The sequence below is a fragment of the Kitasatospora sp. NPDC058478 genome (assembly GCF_042720345.1).
Lineage (GTDB): Bacteria > Actinomycetota > Actinomycetes > Streptomycetales > Streptomycetaceae > Kitasatospora.
The window spans coordinates 1-14,851 of the sequence record NZ_JBHXML010000122.1; the positions used below are offsets into that span (position 1 = coordinate 1).

The 14,851-nt window shown below is 74.4% G+C and carries 16 protein-coding genes; 8 read left to right on the forward strand and 8 right to left on the reverse strand.

Annotated elements, in window-relative coordinates:
- Positions 1-42 precede the first annotated feature (42 nt).
- The 3 genes from ACFWPT_RS39535 to ACFWPT_RS39545 form a co-directional block, all read right to left on the reverse strand.
- Entirely contained in the window at positions 43-1,365 is a 1,323-nt protein-coding gene (locus ACFWPT_RS39535) for a DUF5667 domain-containing protein (protein ID WP_380338099.1), read from the reverse strand.
- A 270-nt stretch (positions 1,366-1,635) separates the two neighbouring features.
- Positions 1,636-2,457, reverse strand: coding sequence for an ECF subfamily RNA polymerase sigma factor, BldN family (locus ACFWPT_RS39540; RefSeq protein WP_063351307.1), 822 nt, complete (start codon positions 2,455-2,457; stop codon positions 1,636-1,638).
- A gap of 569 nt (positions 2,458-3,026) precedes the next feature.
- On the reverse strand, positions 3,027-4,073 hold the full coding sequence (locus ACFWPT_RS39545; protein WP_380487832.1) for an HAD family hydrolase: 1,047 nt from the start codon (positions 4,071-4,073) through the stop codon (positions 3,027-3,029).
- Between the two features lie 119 nt (positions 4,074-4,192).
- Here ACFWPT_RS39545 and ACFWPT_RS39550 point away from each other — a divergent pair, with 119 nt between their 5' ends.
- The 7 genes from ACFWPT_RS39550 (at position 4,193) to hemB (ending at position 11,566) form a co-directional block, all read left to right on the forward strand.
- Entirely contained in the window at positions 4,193-4,477 is a 285-nt protein-coding gene (locus ACFWPT_RS39550) for a glutaredoxin family protein (RefSeq protein ID WP_063348853.1), read from the forward strand.
- 163 nt (positions 4,478-4,640) lie between these two features.
- Entirely contained in the window at positions 4,641-5,387 is a 747-nt protein-coding gene (locus ACFWPT_RS39555) for a 3'-5' exonuclease (RefSeq protein ID WP_063348854.1), read from the forward strand.
- Between the two features lie 101 nt (positions 5,388-5,488).
- The gene (locus tag ACFWPT_RS39560) at positions 5,489-6,382 is read left to right on the forward strand and encodes a redox-sensing transcriptional repressor Rex (RefSeq protein ID WP_380338106.1); all 894 of its coding nucleotides are present in this window, start codon (positions 5,489-5,491) and stop codon (positions 6,380-6,382) included.
- A gap of 100 nt (positions 6,383-6,482) precedes the next feature.
- Positions 6,483-7,820 (forward strand): glutamyl-tRNA reductase, encoded by a 1,338-nt coding sequence (locus tag ACFWPT_RS39565; RefSeq protein WP_380380178.1) that lies wholly within the window; start codon positions 6,483-6,485, stop codon positions 7,818-7,820.
- Positions 7,821-7,861: 41 nt separating this feature from the next.
- Positions 7,862-8,872, forward strand: coding sequence for a hydroxymethylbilane synthase (gene hemC, locus ACFWPT_RS39570; protein WP_363587777.1), 1,011 nt, complete (start codon positions 7,862-7,864; stop codon positions 8,870-8,872).
- The gene (locus ACFWPT_RS39575; protein WP_063348857.1) at positions 8,869-10,518 is read left to right on the forward strand and encodes a bifunctional uroporphyrinogen-III C-methyltransferase/uroporphyrinogen-III synthase; all 1,650 of its coding nucleotides are present in this window, start codon (positions 8,869-8,871) and stop codon (positions 10,516-10,518) included. Before hemC ends, ACFWPT_RS39575 begins: the two co-directional genes overlap by 4 nt.
- Positions 10,519-10,585: 67 nt before the next feature.
- Entirely contained in the window at positions 10,586-11,566 is a 981-nt protein-coding gene (hemB, locus tag ACFWPT_RS39580) for a porphobilinogen synthase (protein ID WP_363374889.1), read from the forward strand.
- Positions 11,567-11,658: 92 nt separating this feature from the next.
- Here the strand turns inward: hemB and ACFWPT_RS39585 are convergent, their stop codons facing one another.
- The 3 genes from ACFWPT_RS39585 to ACFWPT_RS39595 form a co-directional block, all read right to left on the reverse strand.
- On the reverse strand, positions 11,659-11,925 hold the full coding sequence (locus ACFWPT_RS39585; protein ID WP_063348859.1) for a hypothetical protein: 267 nt from the start codon (positions 11,923-11,925) through the stop codon (positions 11,659-11,661).
- A 227-nt stretch (positions 11,926-12,152) separates the two neighbouring features.
- Positions 12,153-12,497, reverse strand: a complete 345-nt coding sequence (locus tag ACFWPT_RS39590; protein WP_380380184.1) for a rodlet layer protein — start codon at positions 12,495-12,497, stop codon at positions 12,153-12,155.
- A 77-nt stretch (positions 12,498-12,574) separates the two neighbouring features.
- Entirely contained in the window at positions 12,575-12,919 is a 345-nt protein-coding gene (locus ACFWPT_RS39595; RefSeq protein WP_031063477.1) for a hypothetical protein, read from the reverse strand.
- A 302-nt stretch (positions 12,920-13,221) separates the two neighbouring features.
- On the opposite strand from ACFWPT_RS39595, the gene ACFWPT_RS39600 reads away from it, so the two are divergent.
- Positions 13,222-13,878, forward strand: a complete 657-nt coding sequence (locus ACFWPT_RS39600) for a hypothetical protein (RefSeq protein WP_380380186.1) — start codon at positions 13,222-13,224, stop codon at positions 13,876-13,878.
- Positions 13,879-13,957: 79 nt separating this feature from the next.
- Here the strand turns inward: ACFWPT_RS39600 and ACFWPT_RS39605 are convergent, their stop codons facing one another.
- Together ACFWPT_RS39605 and ACFWPT_RS39610 are read right to left on the reverse strand one after the other, a co-directional pair.
- A complete protein-coding gene (locus ACFWPT_RS39605) occupies positions 13,958-14,338 on the reverse strand; it encodes a hypothetical protein (RefSeq protein ID WP_350878444.1) in 381 nt (126 codons plus the stop codon).
- A 119-nt stretch (positions 14,339-14,457) separates the two neighbouring features.
- Entirely contained in the window at positions 14,458-14,727 is a 270-nt protein-coding gene (locus ACFWPT_RS39610) for a chaplin (protein WP_063348863.1), read from the reverse strand.
- Positions 14,728-14,851 lie beyond the last annotated feature (124 nt).

Sequence of the window (14,851 nt, forward strand, 5' to 3'; positions counted from 1 at the left end):
CCAGGGATCGCCGGGGCCCTCGGCCGTCCGGTCGGCCGCCGGTCAGCCGCCGAGGAGCCGCAGCCCGGGCAGCAGGCCCGGGATCAGCGGGGGCACCTCGACGCCCTGCGGCTGGCCGGCGGCCGGGGCGCTGGGCGTGCCGGAGGGCTGCTGCGGTGCCTGCGGCGGGGCCGGGACGGCGCTCGGCGAGGTCTTGCCGCCGGTGAGCCCGCTGGTGAGGTCCCCGACGAGCCCGTTGACGGCGTCCGGCGCGCTGCTGGGCAGGGTGCTGGGCAGGCCGCCGCCCTTGGCGCCGATGCCGCCGGGCGTGCTGGCGCCGGTGCTGGCGGGGGCCCGCTCGGTGCCGCCGGGGCGGTTGTTGCCGCCGCTGGTCGCGCCGGTGCCGCCGCCCTGGGCCGGGCGTTCGCCGGGCGCGGTGCCGGAGCCGTTCGCCGGGGTGTCGGCGGGGGCGCCGCCGGTGGCCGGGCCGGCCGTGTCGCCGCCCGCTCCGGTGCCGGCCGGGCCACCGCTCTTGGCGGTGGGCTGGGCCAGGCGCAGGGGCGCGACGTCCTCGCTTATGTCGTCGAAGAGCTGGTCGACCAGGTGGGCCTGCTGGGTGAGCTGGACGGGCAGCTGGCCCGCCAGTTCGGTCCAGCGGCCGTCCTCGCCCTGGGCGAAGCCGGCCAGGGCGCGCATCGGGCCGAGCGAGCCGTTGCTGCGGTAGACCGAGCGGAGCAGCTCGCGGCCCTTGATGGCGTCGGCGTGCATGTCGTCCAGCGCGCGGCGGACCCGTTCGACGGTGCCCGGGCTGAGCCCGGTGGCCGGGCCGGGGTGGCCGACCAGGGTCTTGGCCTCGCCGAGCCTGGTGGCGGCGTTGTCGAGCAGCAGTTCGCCGCGCTCGGAGTCGGTGTCCGCCAGGTCGAGCCTGAGCCCTTCGAGGCCGCGCTTCATGCCGTACAGCGTGTCCCCGGGGAGGGCGTTGGAGCTGGCGGCGGCGGCGCCGGCGAGGCTGCCGACGGCCAGTCCGGCGACCAGTCCGCCGATCGCGAACCGGCGGCTCCAGCGGCCGCGCGGCGCCGTCCGGATGGCCCGGTGCCGGCGTTGGCGGGGCACCGTGGCGCCCGGTCCGCCGGCGAAGGCCTGCTCGAACGCGGCCATCAGCTGCGCGCGTTGGACGGTCCGTACCTCCGGGTCCAGCGCTGGTCCGGGCATCGCGCCCAGTGCGTCGGTCAGGCCGACCAGTTGGGCCATCGCGACCGAACCGGCGCCGGTGGCAGCGGTGTTGGCCGATTCGGCGTCCGCTGCGCCGCGCTGCTCCGCCCGGTGGGCCTCCAGCGCCTCGGCGAAGGCCTTCGCCCGTCGGTGCTCCAGCACGTTTGCCGTCACGGGCCACACCTCCCTTCGTCGTTGTCGACACCCCGGCCTGCCGGACGGTTGCCTCGGCGGGCCAAAGCCACTCCATCGGGTGACAGGTCGCAATTCGGCTTGACCGTACGCCTGGTGGGGACTTGCACGCTGGCCAACGAGTGGTGCGGGCGGTGGGTTACGCACGGCTGATCATCGGATCGACCGTTCACCCGGACGTGTCGGTCGGGTATGGATGGTGACGGCCGGTCGGGCTGCCCGCCGGCTATGCCTCCCCCGGTCACCGCGGCCTCACCGGGCGTCCGGCGGCAGCAGCCGGGCCAGGGTGCGGACGGCGCGGTACTGGAGGGTCTTGATGGCACCCTCGTTCTTGCCCATGATCCGCGCGGTCTCGGCCACCGAGAGCCCCTGGAGGAAGCGGAGCGTCACGCACTCCTGCTGCTGCGGGTTGAGCCGGTGCACCGCGTCCAGCAGGGCGGCGTTGGAGAGCGACTCCAGCACCGACTCCTCCGGGCTGCGCTCGCACTCGTTGGAGTCGAGCATCTCGCCGGTGGTCACCTCCAGCCGGAAGCGGCTGGACTTGAAGTGGTCGGCGACCAGGTTGCGGGCGATGGTCACCAGCCAGGCGCCGAAGTCCCGGCCCTGCCAGGTGAAGGTGCCGATCCGGCGCAGCGCGCGCAGGAACGTCTCGCTGGTGAGGTCCTCGGCGGTGGCCCGGCTGCCGACCCGGTAGTAGATGTAGCGGTAGACGGTGTCCGCGTAGTGGTCGTAGAGCCGGCCGAAGGCCTCGCTCTCGCCGGCCTGGGCCCGCTCGACCAGCTCCATGATCGGGTTGTGCTCGGTCTCGTAGCCGGGGCTCGGCGCGGTCCGGGCGCGGCCGCGGCCGACGCCGGTGCTGCCGGTGCGGCCGCGCGAGCCGGTGCCGGTGGAGCCGGCGGCGGTGGTGCGCAGTGCCAGGCCGGAGCCGTGCGGGTGGCCGAACGGGGCGCCGGCGGGCACGAGTTGGGGCGAGGCGGCGAGCTGGCTGCGGAGCAGGTTGCGCAGCAGGTCCAGGCCGGTGGAGATCTGCCGGTCGGCGACGGGGCGGCCGCGGAGGCCGGTGCGGGGGCGCAGGGGCGCGGACGACGGGCGGGAGGGTGCAGGCGCGTCGTTCCGGACGGGTGGGTACACGGGACTCCCAGAGGCAGAACTGTGGACGGATCACCTCCGCCTGCGCGGAGAGCACTCCCGCGCCGCCCGTTCGAGCGGGGCGCGTGGGTGACGTGCATCCAGGAGAGAATAACGCTTTGTGCAATGACAGCTACACCGTGTGGTCGAAGTGGTCGTTTGGGATCCATTTATCGCGCATATTCGGCTGACTCTGACCGGACCTGCCATCGTTCATCCGGCTCAACGTGACCGTTCGGGCGCCCAGGGTGACCAATTCGGCGGTCCGGCCGGTGGTTTCCCAGTCTTGAGGCCTGGCAACCCCCGACTTTCCCGGTCTGGCGAACGATCAGAACCGGTCACCGGCTGACAGGTTCGCTCATTGGGCCGGAAAGCCGTACCGGAAACGGGAGTTCGCCCGTACGAGGGGCCAGGTCAGAGGCCTGGTTGACGGCCGGCCACCCGCGCGGGAAGGCCGTGGGGAGGCCTCGGGCAGGCCCGGCGGCGGGGGCGCGACCGGGGGTGGCGGGAGCCCGTCAGGCGCAGCGGCGGCGGCGGTTCAGGGCCACCCCGGCGGCCGCCGCACCCGCGAGCACCCCGAGCGCGGCCGCCGCCGGCAGCCCCACCCGGGCCGCCTTCCGGCCGGTCCGGAAGTCCCGCACCCGCCAGCCCTGGGCCCGGGCGTGGCGGCGCAGCGCGCCGTCCGGGTTCACCACGTACGGGTGGCCGACCAGCGAGAGCATCGGGATGTCGTTGGCCGAGTCGCTGTACGCGGCGCAGCGGTCGAGGTCCAGCCGCTCGTGCCGGGCCAGCGCGTGCACCGCGGCCGCCTTGGCCGGGCCGTGCAGCAGCTCGCCGACCAGCCGGCCGGTGTACAGGCCGCCGTCGGCCTCGGCGACGGTGCCCAGGGCGCCGGTCATGCCGAGCCGGCGGGCGATCACCCGGGCCACCTCCAGTGGGGCGGCGGTGACCAGCCAGACCCGCTGGCCGGCGTCCAGGTGCATCTGGACCAGGGCGCGGGTGCCGGGCCAGATCTTGTCGGCCACGACCTGCTCGAAGACCTCCTCGCAGATCGCCTCCAGGTCGGCGGTGCGCTTCCCGGCGACCAGGCCGAGCGCGGTGTGCTGGGCGTCCGAGATGTGCTCCGGGTCCTCGGCGCCGTTCAGCCGGAACCAGGCCTGCTGCCAGGCGAACCGGGCGATGTCGCGGCGGGTGAGGAAGCCGCGCCGGTAGAGGCCGACCCCGAGGTAGAAGATCGCGGCCCCGCGCAGGATGGTGTTGTCGCAGTCGAAGAACGCGGCGGCGCGCGGGTCGCCCGGCTCGGGGGTGTGGTTCTCGGCCGGGGCCTTGGGCGCCTTGCCGGGCCTGCCCGCGGCGGGCGCGGCGCTCTCGGTGGAGCTCTCGGTGGAGCTCTCGGCCGGAGCGGTGCTCCCGGTGGGCGCGGTGCTCTCCGCGGGGGCGGTGGCCGGCTCCGGCTCGGCCTGCAGCGCAGCTGCCGCCGCCTCGGCGGCAGCCTCGCCCGCCAGGGCGCTCCGCTCGGTGGTGGAACGCTTCGCCTGGGTGAGCCTTCGGAGCACGGCCATGTCATCGAGCATAGCCAGCCGGGCGCGCGGCGGCCGTGACGGCGCCGTGCCCGCGCGGTGAACACCGGGCGGTCCCGGGCCCCGGCGGGGCGGCCGCCGGGCGGGCGGACAATGGCCGGGTGAGCCCACTGCTGCGACGTGACAAGAGCCCGAAGCCCGCGCCGGCCGACCGCACCGTGACCCTGGTCGGCAAGCCCGGCTGCCACCTGTGCGACGACGCCCGGGAGGTGATCGTCCGGGTGGCGGGCGAGCTGGGCGCGACCTTCGAGGAGAAGGACATCACCCAGGACGAGGAGTTGTACCGGCGCTACTGGGAGCAGATCCCGGTGACCCTGATCGACGGCCGCCAGCACGACTTCTGGCGGGTCGACGAACGCCGCCTGCGCGCCGCCCTCGGCGGCTGACCGATCCCGCGCGCCACCGCCGCCGCCCCCGCCGCTCGGCGGGGGCGGTTCGCCGAATCGTTGTCAAGGACACCCCGGTCCGGCTTGAGCCGGGGCCGGTTGGTCGGCTTACGATCGAACGCGTTTGCGCCCAAGGGGGGCTGAGCACACGAGGAGTGCCGCCATGCTTCCCGGCCCGACCCCTGGGACGCCCGAAGCCCCGCCGGGCGCCCGGGGCTTCGCCGTGGTGGACGTGGAGGCGACCGGCCGCAGTCCGTGGCGGCACCGGGTGGTCGAGATCGCGGTGGTCCTGCTGGACGAGCGGCTGCGCCCGGAGGCGGAGTTCGCCACCCTGCTCGACCCGCTGGGTCCGGTCGGTCCGACCCATGTGCACCGGATACACCAGGCGGACGTCGAGGGCGCCCCGCGCTTCCGGGAGATCGCCCCGCGGCTGCTGGAGCTGCTGGCCGGCCGGGTGCTGGTGGGTCACCACGTCAGCTGTGACCACGGATTCCTGGATCGCGAGTTCGCCCGGATCGGGGTCGCGCTGCCGCCCGTGCCGCTGCTGTGCACGATGCGGCTGGCCCGCGCCCACCTGCCGCAGGCCCGCGGCCACGGCCTGGCGGCCTGCGTGGAGGCGGCGGGCCTGGGCTGGTACCCGGCGCACACCGCGCTGGGCGACGCCCGGGTGACCGCCGAGCTGCTGCGGCACTGCGTCGGCGTCCCGTCCTGCCCGCCGGACGACTGGGCGGGCCCGCTGCGCGAGGCGGCCCGGGTGCCCTGGCCGCGGCTGGGCCGGGCCCGCTCCCGTTCGTCCGGCACGCCCGTCCCGCTGGTGCGCCGGGAGGCGCCGTACGGCCCGTGGCTGCCCGGGGTGCCCGCCCCGGCCGTCCTCCTGACCGAGCGCGGTGCTATGGGTTCGACGGCGTGATGCGCATCACTGTGTGGGGACAAAACGGACACCATCTTTGTGCACACGTTCACAAACGCATAGCCTGGCTGCCAAAGCCCAGCTTCACCCACAGGAGCACCGTGGCAATCGGCCGATCACCACAGAGCAGTTCGCAGACGCCCGACCAGGGCGCCGCGCGCCGACCCTCGCGTGCCCGGGGCATCCCGGAGGCGACCGTCGCCCGCCTCCCCCTCTACCTGCGCGCGCTCACCGCGCTCTCCGAGCGTTCGGTGCCGACGGTCTCCTCCGAGGAGCTGGCCGCCGCCGCCGGCGTGAACTCGGCGAAGCTGCGCAAGGACTTCTCCTACCTGGGCTCCTACGGCACCCGCGGCGTCGGCTACGACGTCGAGTACCTCGTCTACCAGATCTCCCGCGAGCTGGGCCTGACCCAGGACTGGCCGGTCGTCATCGTCGGCATCGGGAACCTCGGCCACGCCCTCGCCAACTACGGCGGCTTCGCCTCCCGCGGCTTCCGGGTGGCCGCCCTGCTGGACGCCGACCCGAACGTGGTCGGCGGCAGCGCGGCCGGCCTGCCGGTGCGGCACATGGACGAGCTGGAGTCGATCGTCGAGAGCCAGCACGTCTCGATCGGTGTGATCACCACCCCGCCCGGTGCCGCCCAGCAGGTCTGCGACCGGCTGGTGGAGGCCGGCGTCACCAGCATCCTCAACTTCGCCCCGACCGTGCTGACCGTCCCGGACGGCGTGGACGTGCGCAAGGTCGACCTCTCCATCGAGCTGCAGATCCTGGCCTTCCACGAGCAGCGCAAGGCCGGCGAGGAGCCGGACCGCACCGAGTCGGTGCTGGACCGCGCCCCGGGCCCGGTCCGGGCGGCGGCCGCCAAGCTGCGCCGTGCGGCGGGCGGCAACGGCAAGGGCCGTGGCACCGCCGAGACCGCGGCCAAGGACCAGGCCGAGCAGGGCCAGCCCGGCAAGGGCGGGGAGGGCGATCTCCCCGCGGTGATGCCCGCATGAGCGAGCGAGTCAGTCGCAGGGCGCAGGTCGTGCGGAGCACCCGCCGAGCGGTGCGGGGCGGCCTCATGAGTACGGACAACCGTGGGACCTGGGGGCGGGCGTGAGTCTTCTCGTCGTTGGACTGAGCCATCGCACGGCGCCGGTCGGCGTGCTGGAGCGCGCCGCACTGACCGGTGAGGTGCCGACCCGGCTGCTGCACGACGCGGCCGCCACCGCGACCGTCGCCGAGGCCGCGCTGCTGAACACCTGCAACCGGATCGAGCTGTACGCGGACGTGGACAAGTTCCACGCCGGCGTCGCCGAGCTGTCGCTGCTGCTCGCCCACCACAGCGGGGTGGACCTGGAGGAGCTGACCTCCCACCTCTACGTCCACTACGAGGACCGCGCCGTCCACCACCTGTTCTCGGTGGCCTGCGGCCTGGACTCGATGGTGGTCGGCGAGGGCCAGATCCTCGGCCAGCTGCGCGACGCGCTGGCCACCGCGCAGGAGGAGCACACCGCCGGCCGCGGCCTGAACGAGCTGTTCCAGCAGGCGCTGCGGGTCGGCAAGCGGGCGCACAGCGAGACCGGCATCGACAAGGCCGGCCAGTCGCTGGTGACCTTCGGCCTGGAGCAGGTCGCGGCGGGCGCGGGCGAGATCGCCGGCAAGCGGGCGCTGGTGGTCGGCGCGGGCTCGATGAGCTCGCTGGCCGCCGCCACCCTGGTCCGCTGCGGCGTCACCGACGTGCTGATCGCCAACCGGACGCCGGCCCGCGCCGAGCGCCTGGTCGAGATCCTCGGCTCCGGCGTGGCCCGCACCCTGGACCTGGCCAAGGTGCCGGAGGCGCTGGCCGACGTCGACCTGGTGATCTCCTGCACCGGCGCGGCCGGTGTGGTGGTCAAGGCCGGGGACGTGGCCGCCGCGGTCGCCGCCCGCACCGCCGACCAGCCGCTCGCCCTGCTCGATCTGGCCATGCCGCGCGACGTCGACCACGCCGTGCACGAGCTGCCCGGCGCCCTGCTGGTGGACCTGGAGAGCCTCTCCCACGCGCACGCCGCCACCCCCGGCGCCGGTGACGTGGACCAGGTCGGCCGGATCGTCGCTGACGAGGTGGCCGCCTTCGGCGCCGCCCAGCGGGCCGCCCGGATCGCGCCGACCGTGGTCGCGCTGCGGGCGATGGCCTCCGGCGTGGTCTCCGCCGAGCTGGGCCGGCTGGACTCCCGGCTGCCCGACCTGGACGAGCGCTCCCGCGCGGAGATCACCCAGACCGTCCGCCGCGTCGTCGACAAGCTGCTGCACGCCCCGACCGTCCGGGTGAAGCAGCTGGCCGCCGAGCCCGGCGGCGCCTCCTACGCGGACGCGCTGCGCGAGCTGTTCGACCTCGACCCGGCGGCCGTGCACGCCGTGTCGGGCACACCCGTCGGCGGCCCCCAGCCCTCGGGCGGGGGCGCCAGATGAACCGTCAGCCATCCCACGAGTACCACCGGGACGATCACCTCATGAATGGTCAACCGATCACGGAGCAGACTCCGGCCGCCACCGCGACCCTGCGGCTCGGCACCCGGCGCAGCGCGCTCGCCATGGCCCAGTCGGGCATGGTGGCCCGCGAGGTCACCCGGGTCACCGGGCGCCCCGTCGAGCTGGTCGAGATCACCACCTACGGCGACACCTCCCGGGAGGCGCTGGCGCAGATCGGCGGCACCGGCGTGTTCGTCTCCGCCCTGCGGGACGCGCTGCTGGAGGGCCGGATCGACTTCGCCGTGCACTCGCTCAAGGACCTGCCCACCGCCGCCCCCGAGGGCCTGGCGCTGGCCGCCGTCCCCGAGCGCGAGGACGCCCGGGACGCCCTGGTCGCCGCCGAGGGCCTGACCCTGGACGAGCTGGTGGAGAAGCTGGCCGGCGCCGGCCGCCCGGCCCGGATCGGCACCGGCTCGCCGCGCCGGATGGCCCAGCTGAACGCCTGGGCCACCGCCCGCGGCGCCGCGCTGGAGACCGTCGCGATCCGCGGCAACGTGGACACCCGGATCGGCTACGTGACCAGCGGCGAGCTGGACGCGGTGGTGCTGGCCACGGCCGGCCTCAACCGGCTCGGCCGCAGCGCCGAGATCTCCCAGCACCTCGACCCGGAGCTGATGGTCCCGGCCCCCGGCCAGGGCGCGCTCGCGATCGAGTGCACCAGCGCCGACACCGACCTGACCGCCGCGCTCGCCGCCCTGGACCACGCCCCCACGAGGGTCGCCGTGGTCGCCGAGCGGGCCCTGCTGGCCACCCTGGAGGCCGGCTGTTCGGCTCCGGTGGCCGCGCTGGCCACCTGGGTCCGACCGAACGAACTGCGGCTGGAGGGCGTGGTCGGCGACCCCGACGGCGCCGCCCTGCTGAAGATGTCCGCCAACGGTCCGATCGTCCTCGACGAGACCGCCGAGCAGCACGCGACGGCCCTCGGCCGCGCGCTGGCCGCCCGGCTGCTCGACGCGGGCGCGGCCACCCTGATGGGGGAGCGAGCCCGATGAGCCCCACCGCCGCCACCGAAACCCCGTTCCCGGGCGGCCAGTCCGCCACCGGACGGTGCACCTTCCTGGGCGCGGGCCCCGGGGACCCGGGGCTGCTGACCCTGCGCGCGGTCGAGGTGCTGTCCTCGGCCGACATCCTGGTCGCCGACCCGCTGACCGCGGTCGCCGTGCGCACCCACTGCCCGGCCGGTGTGCAGGTGCACACCCCGGTCGCCGAGGGCGCGGACTTCAACCTGGCCCGGCTGGTCGCCGAGGCCGTGCGGGCCGGCAAGCACGTGGTCCGCACCGTCGACGGCGACCCGGGCCTGGACGGCTGCGCCGCCGAGGAGATGCTCAGCTGCGCCGGCGACGGCATCCCCTTCGAGGTGATCCCGGGCGTCGCCCAGTCGGTCGGCGTCCCGGCGTACGCGGGCGTCCCGCTGCGCGGCGCGGCCGGCACCGACGTGCGCTTCGTGGACGGCACCGCGCTGCTGGCCGGCAGCCCGGTGGACCTGGGCGCGCCGGAGACCACCCTGGTGGTCCGGACCACCCTGGGCCAGCTGCCGGCCACCGCGGGCGCCCTGGTCGCCAACGGCCGCAAGCCGGAGTCGGCGCTGAGCGCCACGCTCTCCGGCACCACCACCCGCCAGCGGACCTTCACCTCCACCCTGTCCGGCATCGCCGCCGACCTGAAGGCCGCCCGGGTGCTGCCCTCGCCGGTCTCCGCCCCGGTGGACCCGGCGACCTCGGTGATAGCCGTGGTGGGCGAGCAGGTCGCCCACCGGTCCTCGCACTCGTGGTTCGAGACCAAGCCGCTGTTCGGCTGGAACGTGCTCGTGCCGCGCACCAAGGAGCAGGCCACCGGCCTGTCCGAGCAGCTGCGCTCGTACGGCGCGGTGCCGCAGGAGGTGCCGACCATCGCGGTCGAGCCGCCGCGCACCCCGCAGCAGATGGAGCGGGCCATCAAGGGCCTGGTCACCGGCCGCTACGAGTGGATCGCCTTCACCTCGGTGAACGCGGTCCGGGCGGTCCGGGAGAAGTTCGAGGAGTACGGCCTGGACGCCCGCGCGTTCGCCGGGATCAAGGTCGCGGCGGTCGGCGAGACCACCGCGCAGGCCCTGGTGGACTTCGGCGTGAAGCCGGACCTGGTGCCCTCCGGCGAGCAGTCCGCGGCCGGCCTGCTGGAGGACTGGCCGCCGTACGACCCGGTGTTCGACCCGATCGACCGGGTGCTGCTGCCGCGTGCCGACATCGCCACCGAGACCCTGGTGGCCGGCCTGGTCGAGCTGGGCTGGGAGGTCGACGACGTGACGGCGTACCGGACGGTGCGCGCCTCGCCGCCGCCGGCCGAGACCCGTGAGGCGATCAAGGGCGGCGGCTTCGACGCGGTGCTCTTCACCTCGTCCTCGACCGTGCGGAACCTGGTCGGCATCGCGGGCAAGCCGCACAACGTCACGGTCATCGCCTGCATCGGCCCGGCCACCGCCAAGACCGCCGAGGAGCACGGCCTGCGGGTCGACGTGATGGCCCCGGCGCCGTCGGCGGCCGCGCTGGCCCAGGCGCTGGCAGACTTCGGGGCCAAGCGCCGCGACACCGCCACGGCCGCCGGCGAGCCGGTCTACCGGCCCAGCGAGCGCCGTCCGGGTTCGCGCCGCAAGGCCCGCTGACACCCTCGGGACCGGGGGCGGCGATCCGTCGCCCCCGGCACTGCACAACCGTTCGGAGAGAGAAGCCGTGTCCGCTGAATTCCCGTACGTACGCCCGCGCCGGCTGCGCCAGAGCCCGGCGATGCGCCGCCTGGTCGCCGAGACCCGGCTGCACCCGGCGGAGCTGATCCTGCCGCTGTTCGTCCGCGAGGGCGTCAGCGAGCCCGTCCCGGTCAGCTCCATGCCGGGCGTGGTCCAGCACAGCCGGGACACCCTGCGCAAGGCCGCGGTGGAGGCGGCCGAGGCGGGCCTGGGCGGCCTGATGCTGTTCGGCGTGCCGGCCGTGCAGGACGCCACCGGCAGCGAGGGCACCAACCCGGACGGCATCCTCCAGCAGGCGATCCGCGACGTGGTCGCCGAGGTCGGCGACGCCCTGGTCGTCATGTCCGACCTCTGCCTGGACGAGTACACCGACCACGGCCACTGCGGCGTGCTGGCCGCCGACGGCAGCGTGGACAACGACGCCACCCTGGAGCGCTACGCCGAGATGGCCCGGGTGCAGGCGGACGCGGGCGTCCACCTGGTCGGCCCGTCCGGCATGATGGACGGCCAGATCGGCGTGATCCGGCGGGCGTTGGACGAGGCCGGACACCAGGACGTGGGCATCCTCGCCTACACCGCCAAGTACGCCTCGGCGTTCTTCGGCCCGTTCCGCGAGGCGGTCGGCTCCTCGCTCAAGGGCGACCGCAAGAGCTATCAGCAGGACCCGGCCAACGCCCGTGAGGCGCTGCGCGAGCTGGAGCAGGACCTCGCCGAGGGTGCCGACCTGGTGATGGTCAAGCCGGCCATGGCCTACCTGGACATCCTGCGCCAGGTCGCCGACGCCTCCCCGGTGCCGGTCGCCGCGTACCAGGTGTCCGGTGAGTACGCGATGGTCGAGGCGGCCGCGGCGAACGGCTGGATCGACCGGGAGCGGATGATCATGGAGACGCTCACCTCGATCCGCCGGGCCGGGGCCGAGCAGATCCTCACCTACTGGGCGGTCGAGGCCGCCGCGATGCTCAAGTAGCCGGCGCCGCAAGGCAGGGCGTTCAAGTAGCAGGCGCAGGACAACGAGAAGGCCGGGCCGCTCCCCGTGGGGGCGGCCCGGCCTTCCGGGTTCTACTTCCAGCCGTTGATGTGCGCGAAGCCCTCGCCGCCGCCGATCACGTCGGTGGAGGTGGCGGCGCCGCCGCCGAAGCCGCCGGCGATGACGTCGCTGGTGTGGCCGACGCCGAAGCCCGCACCGGCCACGAACGGCTGGTCGCCCGAGGCGACGAACTCGCCGCCGCCCGCGAAACCGACGTGCGCGAACGCCGGGGTGGCGGCACCCGCGAGCGCCAGCGCGGCGGTGGCGGTCAGTGCGGCCTTGGCCAGCTTGCTCTTCATGGAAATGCCCTCTCTTTCGGAGCGCCCCGGCGGGCGCTGCCTCTGACACGTGATCACATCCGGCCGTTCGGGTCGGCGCCCCACGCGCCGGTCCGAACGCCCGCTCACCCGGCCGGTCCGCACCTGTTCGGCGGTCGGCCGGACACCTCGCCTGTGGCGCTCGTAGCGCCCGGAGGGCCCGGGGAGACGTACCTCCCCGGGCCCTCCGTCCGTGCCGTGCCCCTTGATCAGCCGATCAGGTGCGAAACGCCCGCGTCGCCCGAGGACTGGGTGTTCTGGCCGACGTTGCAGATCTGCTTCGGGGTGCTGTTCAGGATCGGCACCTCGACCGGAACCGCGACGCCGACCACGGCGACGGCGATGTTGTGGACCTCCGGCAGGCAGATGTTCGCGTTGTCCAGGGTGTGGAAGTTCGGGCTGCCGTTGCCGTGGGTGCCGGTCTGGTTGGTGCCACCGTTGCCCTGGACGGAGGTGGCGGCGCCGTCCGCGTCGACGATGGCGGAGGCCGAGCCGGCGGACATCGCGATGGCGGCGGCGGCCAGGCCGGCGGCGGCGAGGGACTTCTTGATCATTTCCGGTTTTCCTCTCGAGGGGTGAATCGGGGAGCGATTCGAAGGGTGGTTCAGGGGGAGTGCAGCTGGGGGAACGGTCAGCCGACCAGGTGGGACACGCCCGCGTCGCCGTGGCTCTGGGTGCCCTGGCCCTGGGTGCAGTACTGCTTGCCACCGCTGTTGGCGATCGGGACCTCGACCGGGACGGCCACGCCGAGCACGCCCACCGCGATGTTGTGGATCTCGGGGAGGCAGACGTTCGCGTTGTCCAGGAAGTGGAAGTTCGGGCTGTTGTTCCCGACCGTGCCGGTGAAGTTGGTGCCGCCGTTGCCCTCGATGGAGGCTGCGGCGCCGTCCGCGTCACCGATCGCCGAGGCGGGCGCGGCGGCGGCGGCCAGCGCGGCGACGGCCAGGCCGGCGGCGGCGAAAGACTTCTGGATCATGGGGAGATCCCTCTCTGAAATGCTCTTGGTTTCCGTGCGTACAACGCGTAGAACGCTCAGACCCGGTCTGCAGTCACTGACGTCCAGATCAAAGAATGACGGCACGGAAGGTTACGGGGATTTTTGAAAAGAGTCCGGGAGGCGCGTCGTAGGGTGGTTTCCGGTCGGATTATTAGGCCGAACCGGTTAACCGCCGCAATCCGTACCAGCGGTCACTCGTTGAGGCAGATTGCTTTCCGGCTGCGCCCCGCAGCCCCTCCCTTCAGGGATCTCCAGTACGGACAGGCAGAACGGTGAAAAGCATGAAGTTCTCCAAGCGGGCCGGCGCGATGCTGTTGGCGGTCGGTGCGGGCATGCTCGCCTCCCAGGGAGCGGCCGGCGCCGCCCCGGTCAGCCCCGACCAGGTCGGTGCCCTGGAGGACAAGCTGGCCACCCAGCAGGTCCCGGCGGACGTGCCGCTCACCCCGCTCGGCAGCCGCGTCACGGCCGGCATCCCGACCTCGCTGCTCCTGCCGCCGGCGCCCGGCCGCACCACCAGCACCGAGCTCATCCCGGACCGGCTGGTCCCCGAGCTGCAGACCGGGAAGGTCGGCCCGAGCGCCAAGGCCCAGTTGCCGCTCCCGCTGGTCGACCGGGGCGCCGACCTCGGCCAGGTGCTGCTGGAGGCCCCGGCCGCGCCGCTGCACGCCGACACCCCCGGCCTCGCCGTCGGCAAGCCGCTCGCCCTCGTCCAGGACGGCACCGGCCAGCTGGCCGACGGCCGGCTCAAGGTGGACGAGGTGGACCCGCGCCTGGTCACCGGCACCGTGCAGGCCGTCCCCGGGGCCACCGCCAGCCTCGGCGACGACGACCACCCGATCTCGGTCACCGACAAGGTGGGCGACCTGGCCGCGACCACCACCGCGACCACCACCGGCGTGGTGCAGCAGACCGGCCTGACCGACCTGACCCAGCTCTGAGCCCAGCGGCTCCGGGCACGGCGGAGCCCGGCACCCCGGACGCGACCGGGGTGCCGGGCTCCCGCCTGCGCCGGGCGGCTCAGCCCGGCAGCACGCCGGTCAGGCCGCCGACCAGCGGGAGGTCCCGGATGCCGCCGCCCGCGCTCAGCGGGCCGGTCAGCCCGCCGGTGCCGACCGGGGCCAGGCCCTGGTCGGGCTTGACGGTCGCGCCGTTGTTGAGCACGTCGGCCGAGGAGTTCGCCCACGGGTCCAGGCGCAGGTCCTTGACCGGCGCGAGCCCGTAGCCGAGGCCGGAGGTCGTCCCGTTCAGCGCCTGACCGACGTCGGTCTTCGCCAGCTTGGCCGGGCCCGACGCGGGGGCCGAACCGGTCGTGGTGGCGGCCTGTGCCGAACCCGCGCCGAGCAGCATCGTGGCGCCGACGGCGACGACCAGGCAGGCCCCGCTCTTCTTCGAAACCATGCGGATCACCCTTCGGTGGATCGGGGGCCCGGACGGCCACCGGCCGCCCGGGGATGCCGAACTGCCCCCCGGCCGGCTGGTCGGGGGGCAGTACGGCCGGAACGGGTGCCGATCGGGGATCAGCAGTCGTCCGCGGGCGGCGGGGGGAGCTCCACGTTGGCGCAGCTGTTGCCGAAGGCCGGGTTCAGCAGGCCGACGATGTTGATGGAGTTGCCGCACAGGTTGACCGGGATGTGCACCGGGATCTGGACCTGGTTGCCGGACACGACACCGGGGGAGCCGGCGGCCACGCCCTCGGCGCCGGAGCTGGCGGCGGCGGACCCGGCCGCGCCGAGCACCAGGCCGGCAGCGGCGGCGGAGAGGACGGCGGCCTTCTTCACGTTCTGCATGGGGGTTGATCTCCTCGATCACACACGGGTGGAGCGTGGCGCGCCCCCGCGGGGGGGGGGGCGGGGCAACGGGAATAAGGTGTGGCCCGTGGGGGGCCAGGCGGTTAAAGCGCCGGTGTCGCAC

Excerpts from the sequence above, each read along its gene's own strand:
- ACFWPT_RS39590 (WP_380380184.1), bottom strand. The coding sequence starts at position 12,497 with ATGATCAAGAAGTCCCTCGCCGCCGCCGGCCTGGCCGCCGCCGCCATC.
- ACFWPT_RS39605 (WP_350878444.1), bottom strand. The coding sequence starts at position 14,338 with ATGGTTTCGAAGAAGAGCGGGGCCTGCCTGGTCGTCGCCGTCGGCGCC.
- ACFWPT_RS39585 (WP_063348859.1), bottom strand. The coding sequence starts at position 11,925 with ATGAAGAGCAAGCTGGCCAAGGCCGCACTGACCGCCACCGCCGCGCTG.
- ACFWPT_RS39575 (WP_063348857.1), top strand. The coding sequence starts at position 8,869 with ATGAGCCCCACCGCCGCCACCGAAACCCCGTTCCCGGGCGGCCAGTCC.
- hemC (WP_363587777.1), top strand. The coding sequence starts at position 7,862 with ATGAATGGTCAACCGATCACGGAGCAGACTCCGGCCGCCACCGCGACC.
- ACFWPT_RS39595 (WP_031063477.1), bottom strand. The coding sequence starts at position 12,919 with ATGATCCAGAAGTCTTTCGCCGCCGCCGGCCTGGCCGTCGCCGCGCTG.
- ACFWPT_RS39545 (WP_380487832.1), bottom strand. The coding sequence starts at position 4,073 with ATGGCCGTGCTCCGAAGGCTCACCCAGGCGAAGCGTTCCACCACCGAG.
- ACFWPT_RS39610 (WP_063348863.1), bottom strand. The coding sequence starts at position 14,727 with ATGCAGAACGTGAAGAAGGCCGCCGTCCTCTCCGCCGCCGCTGCCGGC.
- ACFWPT_RS39555 (WP_063348854.1), top strand. The coding sequence starts at position 4,641 with ATGCTTCCCGGCCCGACCCCTGGGACGCCCGAAGCCCCGCCGGGCGCC.
- ACFWPT_RS39600 (WP_380380186.1), top strand. The coding sequence starts at position 13,222 with ATGAAGTTCTCCAAGCGGGCCGGCGCGATGCTGTTGGCGGTCGGTGCG.